The sequence below is a fragment of the Paenibacillus sp. W4I10 genome (assembly GCF_030816325.1).
Taxonomy (GTDB): domain Bacteria; phylum Bacillota; class Bacilli; order Paenibacillales; family Paenibacillaceae; genus Paenibacillus; species Paenibacillus amylolyticus_B.
This window is the reverse complement of the sequence record NZ_JAUSXX010000001.1, coordinates 3,246,552-3,264,487: the sequence shown is the minus strand read 5'-3', so window position 1 is coordinate 3,264,487 and position 17,936 is coordinate 3,246,552. Positions and strand designations below refer to the sequence as shown.

Sequence of the window (17,936 nt, the reverse complement as noted above, 5' to 3'; positions counted from 1 at the left end):
CATAAACGGGTGACATAAAGAAGCCTCCTTAACCACGAATTGGTGGCGAGGAGGCTTTATTTATTTATTTATCTGTCCTTTTTATTTCTGCTTTTTGCTACGTCTGATCCACCAGAAAATACATCCGATGACAATGATGGCCAGGATGACGTACACTACAATGGAATAGACGTCCATAAAGTGCAAAATGCTCTCCCATGATGCGCCAAGCGCAGCACCAACGCAGACCAGAATGACATTCCAGATCAATGTACCAATGGTTGTAAAGAGAAGGAATAAACCAAATTTCATATTGGACATGCCTGCGGGAATGGAGATAAGACTACGGACGAGGGGAACCATTCGGCAGAATAATACGGTCCACATGCCATATTTGTCAAACCATGCATCGACACGGTGGATATCCTCTTTTTTAATGCGCAGAACATGTCCCCAGCGTTCCACAATTTTTTCAAGGCGTTCGACGTCAATGAGTAGTCCAATACCATACAGGAGAACAGCACCAAGGACGGAGCCAATAGTTGCGGCGATAATAACTCCTGGAAGAGTGAGACTGGTATAGGTGGTCATGAATCCGCCAAACGGCAAGATGATTTCGGATGGAATCGGGGGAAATACGTTCTCAAGAGCAATAATGAGTGCAATGCCTATGTAGCCGTATTGTTCCATGAAATCGGTTATCCAGTTTTGCATAATCGTCTCCTTTACTTTTGGTTTCCTTCGATTTGTCGTATACTCGGCAGAGCACACCAATTCTTATATACGTGTAAAGCGATAGACGGGTTTCTGAAAAAATGGCATTCCCGTATTCATTATTATATTACCAATTGGAGGGATAACGATGGGCATATATACACGAACAGGTGACGAAGGACAGACTTCGGTCATCGGTGGACGCGTCATCAAGGATGATGACCGAGTTGAGGCTTATGGCACGATTGATGAGTTAAACTGTTTTGTAGGCCAGGCGATCAGCCTTATTGACTCTGCTCAAGGGAAATTTGAAGATCTGCGTGAGCATCTTCTGGAAGTTCAGCAGGAACTGTTTGATTGCGGGTCGGATCTGGCCTTTGTGAAGATAAGTGAGACCAAATATAAGGTGAGAGATGAAATGGTCACACGTCTGGAACAATGGATCGACCAGTATGATGCAGAGAATCCAAAAGTGGAACGATTCATTATTCCTGGTGGCAGTCAGCTGTCTTCTGCTCTTCATGTGTGCCGTACTGTATGTCGTCGCGCAGAGCGTCGCACGGTAACACTTGGACAACGTACAGATATTAATCCGTCTGTACGACGGTATCTAAACCGACTGTCTGATTACTTCTTCGTGGTTGCACGGACGGCCAACGCGAGACAACAGGTGGCGGATATTGAATATGTGCGGAGCAAAAAAGTCTTCCGCCGCAAAGAATGAGCCAATATTATTCGCCGATTGTCTACACGGTGACCGAACAAGAAGATGGCTGGCTGCTGAAGACCGTGCTTCAGCGCCGGTTGCTGGTGTCGCGTAAGCTTTTATCTAAAATTAAGCTGACGGAGCAAGGTGTCATGCTTAATGGAGAGCGCGTATACATTAGCGTCAAGGTAGCTGCGGGTGATGTCGTTGAAGTTCGGATGGAGCAAGAGGAATCGGATGATATTTTGCCTGAACCTATTCCCTTTACCGTTCTGTATGAAGATGAGCACTTGCTTATTGTCAACAAGGATGCGGGCATCATCGTTCATCCGACACATGGACATTACACGGGTACATTGGCAAATGGCGTTGTTCATTACTGGAAATCCAAGGGCGAGCGCTTCCGGTTCAGACCGATTCATCGACTTGATCAGGAAACGTCAGGTGTGCTGGCCATAGCCAAGAACCCTTATGTGCATCAGCATGTGTCCGAACAGATGATTGCAGGAACAGTGGATAAGAAATATATTGCACTTGTGCACGGCAGCCCTGTCCCAGAACAGGGGGCAGTAGATGGCCCGATTGATCGCGATCCTGAAGAGCCACACCGCCGAATCGTTACATCTGGTGGCTACGCTGCAAGAACGCTGTACACAACCTTAACACGCTGGGCAGAAGGCAGCGCCAGTGCGATAAGTCTCAAGCTGGAAAGTGGCAGAACCCATCAGATCAGGGTACATATGACGTCCATTGGTTGCCCATTGATCGGTGATCGAATGTACAAGACACTACCTGTACACGAGATCGATGAGCAGACCATGGCTGTTCGGGAAGTACGGGACAGCTGGATCGAACGCCAGGCATTACACGCTTGTGAATTGACGTTTGAACATCCCATTCTACAGGAACGCATAACGTTCCAGGCTCCTTTTCCAGCAGATATGGCCGCGCTGGAGCAGCGTTTGAATGATGAGGCAGCTCCAAGGGAGATGCTCTAAGAGAGAGCGTCGGAGCACTTCCCTAAGATATGAACCCTTTGCCGTAGCTTGTGCAAGGCCCGTCCTGTTTGGGGTTCAATGCTGTTTGCTAATCCTTGTGAGGGATGCTTCCTGCACCCGAACAGTATGCCGTAGGCTAATCTTTATGGTTTAATGTATTGATGTTTACCCATTTCATGTTAAATATTTCAAGAATTCAAATCTCAAAAGCTTTTAAGGATATAAAAGCTGTAAGATTTTGATCCGAAAAGATATAGCCGAATGTGTGTTTTTGATCTCATTCGCCAAAGTCAGTAAAATTACATGGCGATGGTATCGATTTGGAGCGACTTTTGGATTTGCGAAGCAAACCAAGGGAAGCGAGAAGTCGAAACCGGAGCCACATCGGAGCCACAGGAGGAAACATACGATGAGCAACTTAAAAGTATATCAGTATGCCAAATGCGGCACATGCCGCAAAGCTGTAAAATGGCTTGAAGCGCAAGGACATGAGCTGGAGTTAATCCCTATTTTCGACTCACCGCCATCAGAATCTGAACTAACAGAACTCATCCAAAAGTGTGGACTGGAAGTGAAAAAGTTCTTTAATACGAGCGGGGAAGTGTACAAAGAACAACAATTGAAGGACAAGCTTCCGGGCATGTCCGCTGATGAACAGATTCGTTTGTTGGCTTCCAATGGTCGGCTGATCAAACGTCCGATCGTTACGGATGGAGAAAAGGTGACGGTTGGATTCAAGGAAGAAACGTACGAGCAGGAATGGAACAACGCATAAACACGCTGAATATCAGCCTTGAATTGTTCAAAATTCAGGGCTTTTTTGGCTGAACGATGGTTGGCGGAACTATGCTATAATGATAGAATTAGTTTCGTATTTTATATGCTAGATTTAGATAGGAGAGAACAAATTCAAGTGAATCAACGTAATGAACCTACTTTGTTGCTGGTAGACGGTATGGCGGTGTTGTTCCGTGCTTTTTATGCGACATCTGCAAGCGGATATATCAGACGTACAAAGGCAGGATTGCCTACCAACGCAGTCTACGGATTTATCCGTTATTTCTGGGATGCGGTTCAGACTTTTGGGCCAAGTCATGTCGTATGTTGTTGGGATATGGGCGGTAAGACGTTCCGCGGTGAAGAATATGCAGCCTACAAAGGCAACCGGGCCGAAGCTCCGGATGACCTGATTCCCCAGTTTGCCCTGATTCGTGAAGTGATGGATAGCCTGGGTATTCCGAATATAGGTGCACAAGGATTCGAAGCCGACGATTGTATCGGGACGCTTGCGAAGTATTATACCGAAGAGACAGATATGAATGTTATGGTACTGACGGGTGACCACGACATGTTGCAACTGATCAATGACCGCACGAGTATCATTATTATGAAAAAAGGCCATGGCAACTACATGGTGTATAATCCTGAAACGCTCATGGCAGAGAAACAACTGACACCTCGTCAAGTGATTGACATGAAGGGTCTGATGGGAGATGCCAGCGACAATTATCCCGGAGTGCGGGGAATTGGTGAGAAAACAGCGTTGAAGCTTGTACAGGAATACGGCTCCATTGAAGGGATTTTGAGCAACATGGATAAACTGACCCCTTCGGTGCGTAACAAGATTGAGAATGATCTGGACATGCTTCATCTGTCCCGCAAACTGGCAGAGATTCATTGTGCTGTTCCGGTTGCCTGTGCGCTGGATATCTGTGAATTGCGTCTTGATCCGGATATGGTGATGGACAAGTTTGAACAACTTGAGATGAAGAGCCTTGGCTCTTGGATGGGAGTGGCAATAGGGTGAGCAACATGAAGAACGTACGAACAGGCAAAAAGTGGTGGACAGGGGCTATGGCCCTCGTCCTGGCCTTCCCCGTAATTCTTTCGGGAGCAGTAAGTGCACCACAGACAGTGGATGCCAAAGCAGCAATTAGCACCAAAGTACAGAAAGTAAAAGCAGCAGGACGTAATTTTACCGTACAGACCGTTTCGATTCCGAAGGGAACACCGGTTACCGTGGGACTCGCGAAGAAGCAAGTTGGCCAGACGGCAACATTGCCATCGATTGTGAAAGCCTATGGTGCACAAGCAGCCATTAACGGAGCATTTTTTGAAGCATACAACGGAGCACCAGATCCATATGGCATGTTAATAGCAAATGGTAAGGTCATACATATTGGAAGATACGGGACATCCATCGGATTTAAGGAAGACGGCTCGGCGATCATGGATTCACTTCAGGTGAGTTTGACAGGTAAAGTAACGGATACCAAAGGTAAATCACGCAGTTGGTATGCAACCTTTATTAATCGAACACCTTCAGCGAACGCAAGCATTACGATGCTGTATACCCCTGAACGAGGTGCCACAGTCGGGTTCAAAGGTGGCACTGCGGTTGTTATGGAGAAAGGTATCGTGACCAAAAAAGTGCCCAATACAAATGTAGCGATTCCTAAGAATGGCTCGGTATTGGTCTTCACAGGTAATCAGAAGTCTTCTTCGGACCGTTTTACAGTTGGTTCGACCGTAGAAATGAATTATAAGTATACGAACGCAGCAGGCAAAGAGATCCCTTGGCAAGATGTAGTGACTGCCGTGGGAGCAGGACCCCGTCTGGTGAAAGACGGCAAGGTAGCTGTCAATCCGACGAGCGAAGGTTTCAAGGATGCCAAGATTCTTAATGCTTCCGGAGCCAGAAGTGGTATCGCCATCATGGCGGATGGTTCCGTAATGCTGGCTACTGTTTCCGGAGCAACAATCAAGGAGTGGGCAGCGGTGATGCAGAAGCTTGGTGCCAAACAGGCCATGAATCTGGATGGCGGTGCTTCCTCGGGTTTGTATGCCGGGGGCAAAATGCTGACTTCTCCAGGCCGGCTCTTGAGTAATACACTCGTATTTGGCGGCTCTGTGCGTTAAAAGAAAGTGATTTTGGGAGGTATGACGCAAATGACACTCACATCTGATCGAAAGCCAGGGGAGGGCAATACAGCTGTTCTGGCCATTAATGTAGGACTGCCGCAGCCGCTCCCTGGGCAGAAGCGTGAAGTGCTGAGCGGCATTGTGAAACATCCTGTATCCGACGCGGTTTTCCTGTCATTCACTGGAATGACAGGGGACGCGCAGGCAGATATGGTGCATCATGGCGGCCCTGACAAAGCCATTTGTGTATACGATTACAGTCGTTATCCGGCGCTGGAACAACTGATGGATCGCAAGCTGGATTGGGGAGCTTGTGGAGAAAATCTGACGGTTGAAGGCTGTGCCGAAGAAGACGTCCGGATTGGTGATGTTTACGAGTTGGGCGAAGCCACAGTGCAGGTCAGTCAGCCCAGACAACCTTGCTTCAAGCTGGGTGCGAGGTATGACTATAAGGAGCTGCCTGTTTATTTTCAGGAGAGTGGATATACCGGCTTTTACTTTCGTGTACTGCAAGAAGGTGAGGTAGGCCCTTCATCGATATTTCGACGGATCAGCACCGATCCTGCATCAATGACGGTTCTTGAAGCCAATCGAATCATGCATCAGGAGAAAGAAAATGTCGAAGGTATTCAGGCGTTGCTGGCCATTCCTGCGCTGTCAGACAGCTGGAGGCAAACGTTAATGAAACGATTGTCCAAGCTGGAGAACAAGTAGCAGGGTAATTATAGTGTCATCAAGTAAAGTAATCCGAATTCCTTTTTAAACTAACTTGGGAGTGTGACTAACATGACGATCTTAGGCGCAATTGAAGCAGGCGGAACCAAATTTGTATGTGGTATTGGCACAGAAAACGGAGAAGTTTTGGAACGCGTAAGTTTTCCAACAACAACACCGGAAGAGACAATGGCTCAAGTGATTTCATTTTTTGAAGGCAAAGGCATTGAAGCTCTGGGCGTAGGTTCATTCGGTCCGATTGATCCGATTGAAGGAAGCCCAACATATGGATATATCACAACAACACCTAAACCACATTGGGGACAGTATAACGTGATTGGCAAGCTCAAGGAGCATTTTGATGTGCCGATGACATTTGATACGGATGTGAATGGTGCGGCACTTGGAGAAGCAACCTGGGGCGCTGCACAAGGCCTTGAGAGCTGTCTGTATATCACTGTGGGTACAGGTATTGGTGCAGGTGCTGTGGTTGGCGGTAAAATGGTCCATGGATTGTCACATCCAGAGATGGGACATATCATTGTACGCAGACATCCGGAGGATACATACGAGGGTTTCTGTCCGTATCATGGTGACTGCCTCGAAGGTCTTGCAGCAGGACCGGCCATTAACAAACGTTGGGAGCAACCGGCTTATGAACTGCCTGCAGATCATAAAGCTTGGGAGATCGAAGCACATTACCTGGCACATGCACTGATGAATTATGTTCTCATTCTTTCTCCGCAGAAAATCGTCATGGGTGGCGGAGTAATGAAGCAGGAGCACCTGTTCCCGATGGTGCGTAGCAAACTGCAGGAGTTGCTGGCTGGATACGTTCAGCATCCGGCACTTCAATCCGACATTGACCAGTATGTTGTTTCACCAGGACTTGGCGACAATGCAGGGCTGTGTGGTTCGCTGGCGCTTGCCAAGTTGGCATTGAATAGTAGGTCATTAAGGGATTGACGAATTTTACCATTGTGGTATGATATGGGCAACAGCATAGTACGGTTAATGAGGAAGCACCTCTCTTGCATGGATTTTGCAGGAGGGGTGTTTTTTTTTGTGCTGCCTATAGGTAGTATCTCTAACTCGTATAAGCTGAATATTCAAAGGGAGGGAACGAAAATGGAAGTCATTTTCATGAACAGATTGTCCAGAATGTCAGATCAGAATGCAGAGTATGCACAGTTATGGATTGGGGAAGAGGAAGATAGTTGGCAGCTGGGATGGAGTCGCTACGAGGAAGGAGAGCGTGAGGACAGCATCTGGTATGAAGGGACTTCTTGGGAGGAGCTGCTTCATATTTACCGTCATCAGCTTGCCATACAGATGAGTGAGGGGTACCGACCGCAGTTGCAGGGGTTATTTCATGAGAATGATGATCTGAAGTCACGCAGTTATGGTGGACAGCGGCTCCATTGTTACAGTGAGTTATACGGCAATGAGCAATTATATACGGATCTGTGCACATGGCGCAGGAAGAGAGCTGTGTCTGACCGGAAGGCACCGTATTTTATTGCAACAAATCGTTTGCTGCGTTTGATCAGTGCCTTTGTTCCGCAATCGCTGGATGAACTGATGCAACTGCCGGGCGTAGGAGAGAGCAAAGCAACTGAGTATGGTACGGAATGGATGGAGATTACAAACGGGTTGGAGCGTTCAACGACATTCCCGCTGGACTGGGTATACACGGCGCTGAAGGAAGAAGAGTATGAGAGTTGGTTATACAAGCAGAGAGAGCAGAAGTATAAGCAGGAACTTGATAAGTTCACCACGCGTAAGCAGGTGCTTGAAGGCATGAAGGAAGGGTATACGTTAGAGGAGATTGTTAATCGATCCGGATTATCCCGACGTGAGTTGGTTGAGCTGTTAGAGGCACTGGATCACGAAGGTTATGACACCGATTGTCTTCTTGATGTGGAGCTGGCAGTGATGCCAGAGAACGAACAAGAGGCCGTATGGAGTGCGTATGAGGAGCTGGGAGATACGTTCCTGAAGCCAGTATTACATAAGGTGTATGGAGGAGAGAAACCCGATGGAGGAAGTCTGGAGCAGGTCTATGAAAGACTGCGCATGATTCGAATCCGCTTTCGTCGGCACGCAGAGACAGAGAAGAATGTTGGTTAATGATTAGAAATGAAAAAAGACGAGGCGTTTTCTCCCGGAGGAGCGCTTCGTCTTTGTTATTTCATACGAGTTCATACCCAGTCTTTCTTGCGGAAAATGAAGAACATGCTCAGGCCCAGTGTAACCATCAGGCCAATCACAACAAAATAGCTGTATTTCCAGTTAAGCTCTGGCATATTCGTAAAGTTCATGCCGTATATACCGGTAATGACCGTCAGCGGCATAAAGACCGTGGTAATGGCGGTAAATACACGCATGATCTCATTCGCCCGGTTCGCAATACTGGATTGGTAGGCTTCTCGCAAGTTGCCCATCAGGTCGCGATAAGTCTCAAAGGTTTCAGATATTTTTACAGCATTCTCATAGATGTCACTGAAATACTTTTGCAGTTGATCATCAATGAGACGCAGATCTTTTTTGTTCAAGGTGTTAATGACCTCTTTCTGAGGTCCGAGCACTTTTTTCAGCCACAGAATCTCACTGCGTAGCCCGATAATTTCATTCAGATGTGACTTTTTGGTGTGCATCAGAATGTCTTCCTCAAGCTTCTCGATCCGTGCTTCAATTCGGTCACCTACGGTGAAATAATTATCAACAATCAAGTCAACCAGCAAATACAGCAGACGATCCGGTGTACTGATTTCCTGTTCCCACAGGATTGGTTTCAGTGTGCGCAATTCGCTGACCTTTTGCTTGGTAACACTAATAATGAAATGTCTGCCGAGGAATAAGTTCACCGCACGTAGAAATATCTCTTCATCATCGAAACGGATGCTATTAATCACAATAAAATAATGGTTCTCATAAATTTCAATCTTCGGACGTTGTTCTTCGTCACTAAGACAGTCTTCCACAGCCAGATCATGCATCAAGAACAGCGGCTGAAGTACCGACAAATCGTCTACGTCTGCATCAATCCAGTAAAATCCTTCCGCTGGTGGAGTCAGCGCCTGCTGAATGTCGTCCACCGGAATAAATACACCGTTGTTTACCAACCGGATTTTCATCGTTAATCTACTCCTTCTGCACCCGCCAACTTGGCGGATATTATCATTATGGGCGCAAAAAGAACAAATCAGCCGGTCGGCAGCGGAGCCTGGAGATCAGGGCTGCGTACACTATATAATCAAACGGAAGTCACGTCCCGCTGCCGGCATGCTGATGTCAATTCTCTATGCAGTTTGTCGGAATTCGGCTGCCAGTCAGGCCTCGGGTCGCCATCCATTTAATATGTCACCTCTCACATAAGGGTTTAGAACACCTTGTTTAGTATACCGCTGGTACAGGGTGCTTTCAAGCGCAAAAATGTGTCTATTTCGCGCCCTGAGGCAGTGTATGACAACGGATGATGAACGGTTCCGATCTGGGAAGCAGACATCGAACTGCATCTTGACGTGAGGGCATTAATGTAATAAAGTAGACGGTGAACCATATTAAATTACAATCTAATACAGCGAAATCTTATCAAGAGTAGGTGGAGGGACTGGCCCGATGAAACCCGGCAACCGGCGGTATACCGCACGGTGCTAATTCTTGCAGCGACTAAGTGTCAAGTGGCACTGTTGTAACTGAGAGATGAGAGAGGCGCATATCTATTTTACATATGACCTTTCTCGAAATCCGAGGAAGGTCTTTGTCATATGCCCCGACTTCTCAGCAGTGATTTTCGCTAAGGAACTTGAGGTTGTTTGTAACGTTGGATGAAAGAGCAATTCAATGTTTTTACAAGCTCGAGGCAGTCTATAACTGTATTGATGTGAAGACATCAAGCCAGGGGTGGCTGCATCTATCTATGCACAAGGAGGAGTTAGATTTACTATGCCAATCAAAATACCTGATACTCTACCAGCAAAAGAAGTACTTGAAGGAGAGAATATCTTCGTCATGGATGAAACTTCTGCATATCAGCAGGATATTCGTCCACTCCGTATCGCTATATTAAACCTGATGCCCACAAAGGAAACGACCGAAACACAATTGCTTCGTCTGGTGGGAAACACGCCTATTCAGGTGGATGTCGTTCTCGTACATCCCAAATCCCATACGTCAAAGAATACGTCTCAAGAGTATTTGGATTTGTTCTATAAAACCTTCGATGAGATTGAGCACCGCCGTTTCGATGGAATGATTATTACGGGTGCCCCGGTGGAACAGATGGATTTCGAAGACGTGAACTATTGGAATGAAATCCAGGAGATCTTCGAATGGACCAAAACCAATGTGACTTCAACCCTCCACATATGTTGGGCTTCCCAGGCAGGTTTATACCATCATTTTGACGTACCCAAGGTTGCACTTGATGAAAAGTGTTTTGGCGTTTTCCCACATACCATTAATAAACCACATGTTCCGTTGTTGCGTGGATTCGATGAAGTATTCAACGTTCCACATTCCCGTCATACGGAAGTGAGACGCGAAGATATTGAAAAGAATGAGAATTTAGAGATTTTGGCTGAATCCGAGGAAGCGGGGATCTTCCTGGTTGCTACCAAAGACGGCAAACAGATTTTTGCCACAGGACATGCCGAGTATGACCCATTCTCATTAAAGTGGGAGTATGACCGGGATGCAGCCAAAGGGTTGGATATCGCATTGCCTAGACATTATTATCCGGATGACGACCCTTCCCGTGTGCCACCGGCTACTTGGCGCGCTCATGCCAACTTATTATTCTCTAACTGGCTCAATTACTATGTGTATCAAGAAACACCTTACGATATTGGCCCGCAAATCTAATCGAGATTACAGGAGGATGCAGCAATGGAAGACAACAACAAGTTGAAAATCGAAAGCCGCTTAGCACAAATTGGGTCCATCAATGAACCGGTAACAGGCGCCATTAACTTTCCGATCTATCAATCCACTGCGTTTCGCCACCCGAAGCTTGGACAAAGCACGGGGTTTGATTATATCCGTACGACTAATCCAACCCGTAAAGTATTGGAAGAAGCCGCCGCAGCGCTGGAGTCCGGTGATGCAGGGTTTGCCTGTAGCTCGGGAATGGCCGCGCTGCAAACGATTTTTGCCATGTTTGGTCAAGGGGATCATCTGATTGTATCGCTGGATCTGTATGGTGGAACCTATCGTCTGCTGGAACGTATTCTGTCCCGTTTCGGCGTAACTGCAAGTTATGTGGACACGAATGACCTTGCAGCACTGGAGAAGGTTCGTCAGCCGAATACAAAAGCTGTATTTATTGAGACACCAACCAATCCACTGATGATGATCACAGATGTGGAAGCCGTTGCTTCCTGGGCGAAAAGTTACAACCTGTTGACCATTGTTGACAACACGTTGTTGACTCCATTTTTCCAACGTCCGATTGAACTGGGTGCCGATATCATCATTCATAGCGCTACCAAATATCTGGGTGGACACAATGATGTGCTCGCTGGACTAATTATTACCAAAGGTGAGGCGTTATCTGCAGAGATGGCGTTCTTGCATAATTCCATTGGAGCGGTATTGTCTCCAAGTGACTCCTACCAGTTGATGAAAGGTATGAAAACGCTGGCTCTTCGCATGGAGCGTCATGAGCACAATGCACTTACTATTGCTAAATACTTGCTTGAGCACCCAGCGGTGGTTGAAGTGTATCATCCAGGCCTATCCGATCATCCGGGGTATGAAATACAGAATAAACAATCCACCGGTAACACAGGTATCTTCTCTTTCAAAGTGAAGGATGCACGTTATGTTGAACCGTTGCTGCGTCATATCAAACTCATTGCTTTTGCCGAAAGTCTCGGCGGAGTCGAATCACTCATGACTTATCCGGCAGTACAGACTCATGCGGATATTCCGCTTGAAATTCGTGACGCCGTAGGTGTGGATGACCGTTTGCTCCGGTTCTCCGTAGGCATTGAACATGCGGATGATCTGATTGCAGATCTCGGCAATGCGCTGACAGCTGCACAACAGGAAGTGGAAGGAGGCGTGCACTCATGAGTGAGTCCAACAACAAGCCCAATTCCGAGTTAAAATTTGATACCAAATTGCTCCATTTTGGCGATGAGATTGACAAAACGACCGGAGCCTCCAGTGTACCGATCTATCAAGCATCAACCTTCCATCATTTTGATATCTTCAATCCGCCTCAACATGATTACAGTCGTTCGGGTAATCCGACACGCCAGGCTCTGGAAGATTACATCACACTGCTGGAGGGCGGCGCACGAGGTTTTGCCTATTCTTCGGGGATGGCTGCGATTTCAAGCGTGTTCATGATGTTCTCCGCAGGGGACCACATGATTGTAACGGAAGACGTATATGGAGGTACGTATCGTTTGCTTACTTCCATATTAAGCCGTATGCAGATCGAGACGACCTTTGTAGACATGACCAATATAGATGAAGTAAAAGCGGCACTCAAGCCAAACACCAAGGCAGTTTATATGGAAACACCGTCCAACCCTACACTGCGAATTACGGATATCGCTGCCGTAACTGACTGGTCGAAGGAACATGACCTGATCACGATACTGGATAACACTTTTATGACACCTTACTATCAGCGTCCAATTGAGCTTGGTGTGGACATCGTCGTACATAGTGCTACGAAGTTTCTCGGAGGTCACAGTGATGTACTGGCTGGGTTAGCTGTTGCTCGCACGGAATCACTTGGCGTACAACTGAAACAGTTGCAAAATGGACTTGGAACTGTACTCGGGGCACAAGAATCCTGGCTTCTGATGCGCGGGATGAAAACCTTGGGGGCTCGCATGGCTCATAGTGAACGGAGCACAGCCAAACTGGCGGCATGGCTTAATGAGCGCAGTGATATTACCGCTGTCTTTTATCCTGGATTGGAGGATCATCCGGGCCGTGAGGCACATGAGCGCCAGTCCACAGGATATGGAGCTGTCGTTTCATTTGACGTCGGTTCAGGTGATCGCGCAAAAGCAGTTCTTAACCGGGTGAAGCTACCTATTGTTGCTGTAAGCTTGGGAGCTGTGGAGAGTATTCTGTCCTACCCAGCTATGATGTCTCATGCGGCAATGCCGGCTGAGGTTCGCCGTGACCGTGGCATTACAGATGGGCTGCTGCGCTTCTCCGTAGGTCTGGAAGATATCGAAGATCTCATTGTAGATTTGGAGCAAGCACTTCAGGAATCCTAGTAAAAGTGGATGACCGAATACGCCGATGCGTATCACTTAATCTCGAATAAACTCCATTCCATATGTAAAAATTTTTACTTATTTTTAAAGCACCTGTACATAAGGTGCTTTTTTTCACATGTAACCTGTGTTACGATATGTGGAGTACAGAAATACGATGTTGCCACCAGAACTTGCTTCTCTTGAACAAGTTGGGACGGATCGTTATATAATTTCTCTTCATGAGGGAGGCTTTTTTACGATGAGTACGGTAGACCGTATCTTAGATAAAGCCCTTCGGGGCGAACGTTTGGACTTGGAAGACACGATTCAGTTATTTGAATCCAATGAAGTGGACAAAATCGGGGCAGCTGCTAATGTCATTATGAAACGCATGCACCCTGAACCATACAGAACATTTGTAATTGGGCGTAACGTCAACTACACAAACGTGTGTGATGTGTACTGCCGTTTTTGTGCTTTCTACCGCAGACCTGGTTCGGATGAAGGTTATGTGCTTCCAGACGAAGTTATTTTCCAAAAGATTCAGGAAACGGAAGATGTGAATGGTACCGAGATTTTGATGCAAGGTGGAACGAATCCAAACTTGCCTTTCAGTTATTATACAGACCTGTTAAAAGCCATCAAAGAGCGTTTCCCAAACATCACGATGCACTCTTTCTCACCCGCTGAGATTATGAAAATGGTTGAAGTATCCGATGGCCTTACATTGGAAGAGGTTGTTCGTGCCATTCACGAAGCTGGACTGGATTCCTTGCCTGGCGGCGGCGCTGAAATTCTGGATGACCGCACACGTCGGAAGATCAGCCGCTTGAAAGGTTCATGGCGGGATTGGATGGACGTTATGCAAACTGCACACCGCATCGGTATGAACACCACGGCAACAATGGTTATCGGCCTTGGTGAATCGATGGAAGAGCGTGCATTGCACTTGCTCCGTGTACGTGAAGCTCAGGACGAATGTATTGCCAACAAGTATGACTCCGAAGGTTTCCTGGCGTTCATTCCTTGGACTTTCCAACCGGACAATACAAACCTTAAGCTGGAGCGCCAGACTCCGGAAGAATACTTGAAGACCGTAGCCATCAGCCGACTGGTGCTGGATAATATCAAGAACATTCAATCCTCTTGGGTAACGATGGGTCCTGAGATCGGTAAGAAGTCGCTTGAATTTGGCTGTAATGACTTCGGTAGCACGATGATTGAAGAGAACGTTGTATCTGCTGCTGGTGCAACTTACAAAGTTAACATTGAATCCATTCTCCGTTTGATTCGGGAGTCCGGTTATATTCCGGCACAACGTAACACCCGATACGAGATTGTTCGCATGTTTGACGAAGAGAATTCCGTGCATGAAGATTTCGTAATGCAGAACTAATCCTGATTATTTGAATACTACTCCCATAAATGCTGATCGTTAGATAGTATTTATGAAGCCAAGCCCGCTGACTACTCCGTTTGGAGAGACGGCGGGCTTTTTGATTTCTTTCTAGCGGTTCGAGGTCATCAAACAGTACATGTTACGCAATTGGCGATATTTTATATTGAAATTGAACTGTTACAATGAAAGGGAACTTGTGTAGTCAGACACGCTGGAAGGGGTAAACCGATGAAGAGAAGAATACTTGGCAAGACGGAACTGAACGTACCTGTATTGAGCTTTGGAGCATCCTCACTCGGTTCTGTATTTCGTGACATTGACCGGGACGAAGGGATTCGCACTGTACATGCGGCCGTAGATGCGGGGATGAATTACATAGACGTTTCGCCTTACTACGGGCTGACAAAGGCGGAGACAGTGTTGGGTGAGGCCATTCGCAGCTTGCCGCGCAGTTCATATATGTTATCAACCAAAGCCGGACGGTATGGGGAAAATGAGTTTGATTTTTCACGTCAGCGAATTCTGAATAGTGTGCAAGAGAGCCTGGATCGACTGCATACAGACTATATCGACATTCTGTTCCTGCATGATATTGAATTTGTGCCAGCAGAGATTATTATCGAAGAAGCTTTTCCAACGTTGCTGCGTCTGAAAGAGCAGGGAGTTATACGACATGCGGGCATTTGTGGCTTACCCTTGCCTTTGTTCGAGAAGGTTCTGCCACAGATCGATGCGGATGCGATCATCTCGTATTGTCATTATTCATTGAATGATACCTCATTATTATCGTTATTGCCCTTGTTGGAAAAAAAAGAAATTGGCCTCGTCAATGCTTCGCCTCTTTCTATGGGCTTGTTGAGTACCCGAGGGGCTCCTGCCTGGCATCCGGCAGATGATCGGGTGAAAGAGCTCTGCTTGAAGGCTGCCCGCTTCTGTGCAGAACAAGGCAGTGACATTGCCAAGCTGGCCGTGCAATTCTCTACGTCGAATGAACGAATTCCGACAACACTGGTGAGCAGTGCCAGCCAGCGCAATATCCTCAATAATGCAGCCTGGATAGAGGAACCGATCGATCAGAGCCTGCTGGATGAAGTGCTGCGCATTCTGGCTCCATTGCATAACGAGACGTGGTCAAGCGGACGACCTGAATATAATACGAAGCCAAGCAACACAACAGCAGAAGCATCCAAGGGGGAACAACGATGAGAGCCATTGTATGTGAAGAAATAGATCAATTGAAGCTCCAGGACCTGCCTCAACCGGAACGAGCAGAAGGAGAGGCGTTGGTTGCCATTCGGCGGATTGGGATCTGTGGAACGGATCTGCATGCATACAAAGGCAACCAACCATTCTTTACCTATCCTCGTGTTCTGGGTCATGAACTGGCGGCTGTTATTGAAGAAATCGGTCCGAACGAGGCTGGGTTACAGCCTGGGGATCAGGTAAGTATTATTCCGTATCTGCACTGTGGTCACTGTATTGCATGTCGCAGTGGAAAAACCAATTGTTGTGCGTCCATGCAAGTCATGGGTGTGCACGTAGACGGAGGCATGAGAGAAAAAATCAGCGTGCCTGTCTCACATTTGCTCTCAGCAGAAGGTTTGACGCTGGATGAGACGGCAATGGTAGAACCATTAAGCATTGGAGCCCATGCCGTCAGAAGAGCAGGAATTAAACCTGGTGAGCATGTGGTTGTGATTGGAGCTGGCCCTATTGGATTGGGTGTGATGACATTTGCCAAACAGGCGGGGGCGCGTGTTATTGCCGTTGATCGTAATCTGGACAGGCTGGAGCTTAGCCGGACTTGGGCTGGAGCGGATGATTTGGTTCAGGCTAATGAACATACTGTACAACAAGTGGCTGAAATCACGGGAGGCGACTATGCTACGGCTGTCTTCGATGCAACCGGTAATGTGAATTCCATGAATGAGGCCATTCAATATGTTGCGCATAGTGGTCAACTCATTTTTGTTGGACTGGTGAAAGCGGATATTACCTTTCATGATCCTGAGTTTCACAAGCGGGAGATGAGCATCCTGGGCAGTCGAAACGCAACCCGTGAAGATTTTGAACAGGTCCTGTCAACCTTGCGTCAAAAGAAATTAAGTATGGATGGGTATATCACACATCGAGTGGAGTTTGATGAGTTACCTACTGCAATAGACCAATGGCTATTGCCAGATTCATATGTAGTCAAAGCCATCGTTGAGCTATAATAACAAGTAATTATAATAACAGAAAAAAACGCTCTCTTACCTTGTTGAACAAAATGGTTCATCCATAGGGTAAGAGAGTGTTTTTTGTTTTGCACAGATCCATTTTTATTTTTCCGGATTCGTCACAATGCCCGCATGTGGATCAATGTGACGCACAATGGACTTCAACCAGATCATCTCCAGCACATGTACCTCATAATAAAGTGCACCTGGGATCTGCCTGATCCATCCTTCAGCCATAGCAAGTTGTGTTGAGTCAGAAGTGGCTTCCAGCGTTCCAGGTTCACGGCGCAGCCGTTTGCGTACAGCTTTTTCAACTTGGGAGCTTTGTGTGGTCAAAATGCACACTTTGCGTTTGGAAGAGAAGCCCCTGAATGCAATGTACACCATTTCATAAGCAATAAGATAGGCGATTACGGAATACATCGCTTGGTCCCAGCCAAAGACAACACCGGCGGCTGTCAGTATCAACAAGTTAAGCAGCATGATTATTTTTTCGATAAGCATCCGTTTTCCGCTAAATACACGTTCAGGTGGGCGGGAAGACGGATCACCGATTTCCAGCGTATCCAGTGTCCCCCCATATCGCACAACGAGCCCAATTCCGAGTCCGAGGCATAATCCGCCAAACATGGCGGCAGCCAGCGGATGCTCTACAAGTGGCGGCATGGGATGAAGCACAATGGCACCGATCGAAAAGACAACCAGACCCAGAACAGTAACCAGTACAAATTTCTTCTGCACAATCTTGTAAGACAGAAATATAAACGGAACATTGAATAAAAATAGGAACAATCCAATCCTCATTTCGCTCCAGTGGGCGAAGAGTGAGGAAATGCCTGTAATGCCTCCAATAATAATCTTATTGGGGTGTAAGAACAATTCAAGTCCCACGGAGGCCAGAATTCCGCCCGCAATAACGAGAAACAGGTTTAACCAGCGGCGGGTAGACGATATCCTGGTCTTGGCGGTGTTTGGCACCGGATTAGCCGATATCAGAGGTGCTTTCATAGGTCATCCTCCTTAGTGCGGCTTTCGAGCCATTCTCCCTGGGTTAGT

The 17,936-nt window shown here is 47.0% G+C and carries 17 protein-coding genes and 1 riboswitch; of the genes, 14 read left to right on the top strand and 3 right to left on the bottom strand.

Going from position 1 to position 17,936, the window contains the following annotated elements; genetic code table 11:
- Positions 1-81: 81 nt before the first annotated feature.
- The gene (locus QF049_RS14475) at positions 82-693 is read right to left on the bottom strand and encodes a DedA family protein (RefSeq protein ID WP_307538274.1); all 612 of its coding nucleotides are present in this window, start codon (positions 691-693) and stop codon (positions 82-84) included.
- 148 nt (positions 694-841) lie between these two features.
- On the opposite strand from QF049_RS14475, the gene QF049_RS14470 reads away from it, so the two are divergent.
- The 8 genes from QF049_RS14470 (at position 842) to QF049_RS14435 (ending at position 8,163) form a co-directional block, all read left to right on the top strand.
- Entirely contained in the window at positions 842-1,417 is a 576-nt protein-coding gene (locus QF049_RS14470; RefSeq protein WP_307538272.1) for a cob(I)yrinic acid a,c-diamide adenosyltransferase, read from the top strand.
- Positions 1,414-2,397 carry an RluA family pseudouridine synthase gene (locus QF049_RS14465; RefSeq protein WP_307538270.1) on the top strand — a complete coding sequence of 328 codons (984 nt, stop codon included), beginning with the start codon at positions 1,414-1,416 and terminating at the stop codon, positions 2,395-2,397. The genes QF049_RS14470 and QF049_RS14465 overlap by 4 nt, the downstream gene beginning before the upstream one ends.
- 409 nt (positions 2,398-2,806) lie before the next feature.
- Entirely contained in the window at positions 2,807-3,172 is a 366-nt protein-coding gene (locus tag QF049_RS14460) for an arsenate reductase family protein (RefSeq protein WP_307538268.1), read from the top strand.
- 138 nt (positions 3,173-3,310) lie between these two features.
- Positions 3,311-4,204, top strand: a complete 894-nt coding sequence (locus QF049_RS14455) for a 5'-3' exonuclease (protein WP_017689620.1) — start codon at positions 3,311-3,313, stop codon at positions 4,202-4,204.
- Positions 4,205-4,209: 5 nt separating this feature from the next.
- Positions 4,210-5,316 carry a phosphodiester glycosidase family protein gene (locus QF049_RS14450; RefSeq protein WP_307538266.1) on the top strand — a complete coding sequence of 369 codons (1,107 nt, stop codon included), beginning with the start codon at positions 4,210-4,212 and terminating at the stop codon, positions 5,314-5,316.
- 30 nt (positions 5,317-5,346) lie between these two features.
- Positions 5,347-6,033, top strand: a complete 687-nt coding sequence (locus QF049_RS14445; RefSeq protein ID WP_307538264.1) for an MOSC domain-containing protein — start codon at positions 5,347-5,349, stop codon at positions 6,031-6,033.
- 72 nt (positions 6,034-6,105) lie between these two features.
- A complete protein-coding gene (locus QF049_RS14440) occupies positions 6,106-6,999 on the top strand; it encodes an ROK family protein (RefSeq protein ID WP_307538262.1) in 894 nt (297 codons plus the stop codon).
- A 162-nt stretch (positions 7,000-7,161) separates the two neighbouring features.
- Positions 7,162-8,163 (top strand): HRDC domain-containing protein, encoded by a 1,002-nt coding sequence (locus tag QF049_RS14435; RefSeq protein WP_047844208.1) that lies wholly within the window; start codon positions 7,162-7,164, stop codon positions 8,161-8,163.
- A 71-nt stretch (positions 8,164-8,234) separates the two neighbouring features.
- Here the strand turns inward: QF049_RS14435 and corA are convergent, their stop codons facing one another.
- Positions 8,235-9,170: a magnesium/cobalt transporter CorA gene (corA, locus tag QF049_RS14430; RefSeq protein WP_307538259.1), complete on the bottom strand. Its 936-nt coding sequence runs from the start codon at positions 9,168-9,170 to the stop codon at positions 8,235-8,237.
- 451 nt (positions 9,171-9,621) lie between these two features.
- Positions 9,622-9,745, top strand: a riboswitch (SAM riboswitch).
- 236 nt (positions 9,746-9,981) lie between these two features.
- Between corA and metA the strand changes: the two genes are divergently transcribed.
- The 6 genes from metA to QF049_RS14400 all read left to right on the top strand — a co-directional run bounded on the left by metA (position 9,982) and on the right by QF049_RS14400 (position 16,877).
- The gene (gene metA / locus QF049_RS14425) at positions 9,982-10,899 is read left to right on the top strand and encodes a homoserine O-acetyltransferase MetA (protein ID WP_307538257.1); all 918 of its coding nucleotides are present in this window, start codon (positions 9,982-9,984) and stop codon (positions 10,897-10,899) included.
- Positions 10,900-10,923: 24 nt separating this feature from the next.
- On the top strand, positions 10,924-12,111 hold the full coding sequence (locus tag QF049_RS14420; RefSeq protein WP_091032745.1) for a PLP-dependent transferase: 1,188 nt from the start codon (positions 10,924-10,926) through the stop codon (positions 12,109-12,111).
- Complete coding sequence (locus QF049_RS14415) at positions 12,108-13,280, top strand: trans-sulfuration enzyme family protein (protein ID WP_036669808.1); 1,173 nt, start codon at positions 12,108-12,110, stop codon at positions 13,278-13,280. The genes QF049_RS14420 and QF049_RS14415 overlap by 4 nt, the downstream gene beginning before the upstream one ends.
- A 241-nt stretch (positions 13,281-13,521) precedes the next feature.
- Positions 13,522-14,658 carry a cyclic dehypoxanthinyl futalosine synthase gene (gene mqnC, locus QF049_RS14410; protein WP_215076942.1) on the top strand — a complete coding sequence of 379 codons (1,137 nt, stop codon included), beginning with the start codon at positions 13,522-13,524 and terminating at the stop codon, positions 14,656-14,658.
- Between the two features lie 231 nt (positions 14,659-14,889).
- On the top strand, positions 14,890-15,867 hold the full coding sequence (locus QF049_RS14405; protein ID WP_307538253.1) for an aldo/keto reductase: 978 nt from the start codon (positions 14,890-14,892) through the stop codon (positions 15,865-15,867).
- Positions 15,864-16,877: a zinc-binding alcohol dehydrogenase family protein gene (locus QF049_RS14400; protein ID WP_307538250.1), complete on the top strand. Its 1,014-nt coding sequence runs from the start codon at positions 15,864-15,866 to the stop codon at positions 16,875-16,877. Before QF049_RS14405 ends, QF049_RS14400 begins: the two co-directional genes overlap by 4 nt.
- 105 nt (positions 16,878-16,982) lie before the next feature.
- Here the strand turns inward: QF049_RS14400 and QF049_RS14395 are convergent, their stop codons facing one another.
- Positions 16,983-17,888, bottom strand: coding sequence for a YitT family protein (locus QF049_RS14395; RefSeq protein WP_307538248.1), 906 nt, complete (start codon positions 17,886-17,888; stop codon positions 16,983-16,985).
- Between the last annotated feature and the right edge of the window lie 48 nt (positions 17,889-17,936).